Genomic DNA, 2,645 nt, shown 5'->3' on the forward strand with positions numbered 1-2,645 from the left:
GTGGCTTGTCGCGCCCACGCGGCGGAGCCGCATGATCGAACACAGCCCCGCGCCCCTTACGGAGTTGTCCTGCCCCTCGTTTTTCAGATCAGCAAGGAGTCTCAACCGTGAGCGAGTACGTCGAGTGGAGTGACGCCGAGGCCCCGGCGCCGCCGGTGAGCACTGCGGTCACTCCCGCCGACGCCGCCGACGCGGCGCGGCTCGTCGCCTTCGGGCTGCAGCCCAAGCTGCAGCCCGCGCGGGATCAGGAGTACACGGATCTGCTGCGCAGGTATCGCGAGGACCCGCCGTTCGCGCGGCTCGCGGATGCCGTGGCCAGCGGGCTCGGGCTGGTCGTCCTTGAGGTGTCGGCGCGGGCGGGCATGGCCGTGACGGCGGCCGAGGACTCGGTGTTCGCGGTGCGGATGGGTGACTACGCGCGCCGTACCGCCGCCGACTCCGGGGACCGTTTCCTGCACGGCTTGGCGCATCTCTCCGTCGCCGCGCTGGCGTTCCCCCGGCCGGAGGACCTGGCCGACGACTCGTACATCGGGCGGGTGACCGTCAACGGCGTGGACGCCTTCGTACGGCAGGCGTGCCGTCGCCTGGAGGAGCGGGCGCAGGAGGAGGGGGAGAACACCGACCCGGCGACCGACGCGCCCGGTCTTGAGGCCGCGTGGCGGATCTGGGCGCGGCGCAGCGTCACCGGTGCCACCAAGGACGCCCGGCGTCCGGCCTCCTCGACCACCGGTATCGTCGCCAAGGCGCTCGGCTTCCTCACCGACTCCGGGTTCCTCCAGCGCACCGGGGACGAGGGCGGCGGCACCTACCGCACCACGGCCCGCTATCAGCTCCAGGTGCGTGACATGGCGGGCACCGCGGCCCTCGCCGAGCTGCTGGAGCTGGGCATAGTCCCGGACACCGGCGCCTCCGCGAGCCTGCTGCCCGCCGAGGAGAGCGACGACCTGGACCTGGTCGCCGACGCCGGACTGCCGTTCCACTCCTGACGGCACGGGACGCCTGCCGTCCCCCTCCACGCACCACCGCACCCTGTTCGAAGCCTTACGACGAGAGTCCGCCATGTACGAGCTGTCCCGCGTCCGCCTCTACTCCATCGGGCCCGCCGGCGCGCGCTACGCCGACACCGTGCTCGACATGCGCGGCGTGGGCGCGCCCGTGCCCGACCCGGCGCCCACCCAGGCGGAGTTCTTCGAGGAGGAGCCGGTCGGCCCGCCGCGCCGCCCCGCGCCCGCGGGCGTGCTGTTCCTGGAGAACGGCGGCGGCAAGTCCGTCCTGCTGAAGCTGATCTTCTCGGTGATGCTGCCGGGCCACCGCAACACCCTTGGCGGCGCCAGCTCCGGCGTGCTGCGCAAGTTCCTGCTCGCCGACGACTGCGGCCATGTCGCCCTGGAGTGGCAGCACGTGCTGACCGGCGAGTGCGTGGTCGTCGGCAAGGCCAGCGAGTGGCGCGGCCGCCAGGTGTCCAACGACCCGCGCAAGTTCGCGGAGGCGTGGTACTCGTTCCGGCCCGGACCCGGACTCAGCCTGGACAACCTGCCGGTCGCCGAGGCCACCGCCGTACGGCCGCCCGTCGAGGGCGCCTCCGGCGCGCAGGGCCGTCGCCGCACCATGAAGGGCTTCCGCGATGCCCTCACCGAGTCCGGCAAGAACTACCCGCACCTGGAGGTGCACTGGGAGGAGATCCACGAGCGCTGGACCGAGCACCTCGGCGAGCTGGGCCTCGACCCCGAACTCTTCCGCTACCAGCGAGAGATGAACGCCGACGAGGGCGAGGCCGCCGGTCTCTTCGCGGTCAAGAAGGACTCCGACTTCACCGACCTGCTGCTGCGCGCCGTCACCGACACCCGGGACACCGACGGCCTCGCGGACCTGGTCAGCGGCTTCGGCAACAAGCTGGGCCGCCGCGCCGAACTCATCGCGGAACGCGACTTCACGGCGGGCTCCGCCGACCTGCTGGGTCGCATCGTGGAGTCCGCCGACGGCCGTGCCCGCGCCCGGGAGATCCACACGGGCGCCGAGCGCCGTACCCGCACCCTGGCCCGGAAGCTCTCCGCGCGCGCCGTGCGCGAGCGGGTCCGCGCCGCCGACCTCGCCCAGCGCGTCACGGCCGCCGCCTACACCGTCACCCACTCCGAGGGCGCCCGCGAGCGCAGCTCCCTCGTCGCCGCCGAACTCGCTTACCGGCACGCCTCGTTGGCGCTCGCCGCCGCCGAGAAGACCGCCGCCGCGCAGAAGCGCGAACTGGCCGACGCGCGCACCCTGTACGCCGCCTGGCAGGCCGCCGAGGCCGTGCTGCGCCACCGCGCCGCCGCCGACCGCGTCGCGCGCGTGTCCGCCGCGATCCAGGAGGCCGAACGCGACGCGGCCCCCGCCCTCGCCGCTCGCGCCAAGGCCGCCGTCGACCTCGTCCGCGCCCTGCACGCCGCCGCCGACCGCGCCGAGAGCCTCGCCAACGAGGAGGAGGAGCGCTCCGCCGCCCTCCAGGAGGTCGGTGACGGCGCCTACCGCGACTCCACCACCGCCGCCACCGAGGCGCAGCGCGCCCGCAGCGAGGCCGGACACCTGCGCCAGCGCCTCGAAGAGGTCGAGCAGGAGACGGCCGAGGCCGTCCGCGCGGGCTGGCTGGACGACAGCGCCCCCGACGC

1 protein-coding gene and 1 pseudogene are annotated in these 2,645 nt (G+C 74.1%); both read left to right on the forward strand.

Translation table 11 applies throughout. The annotated features are described in order from the left end of the window. Positions 1 to 107 precede the first annotated feature (107 nt). The gene (locus GTW40_RS04540; RefSeq protein ID WP_161178846.1) at positions 108 to 986 is read left to right on the forward strand and encodes a hypothetical protein; all 879 of its coding nucleotides are present in this window, start codon (positions 108 to 110) and stop codon (positions 984 to 986) included. 73 nt (positions 987 to 1,059) lie between these two features. Beyond that, a pseudogene (locus GTW40_RS04545) lies at positions 1,060 to 2,645 on the forward strand (hypothetical protein); the annotation flags it as partial.

Source organism: Streptomyces sp. SID4985, assembly GCF_009863025.1.
Classification (GTDB): Bacteria; Actinomycetota; Actinomycetes; order Streptomycetales; family Streptomycetaceae; genus Streptomyces.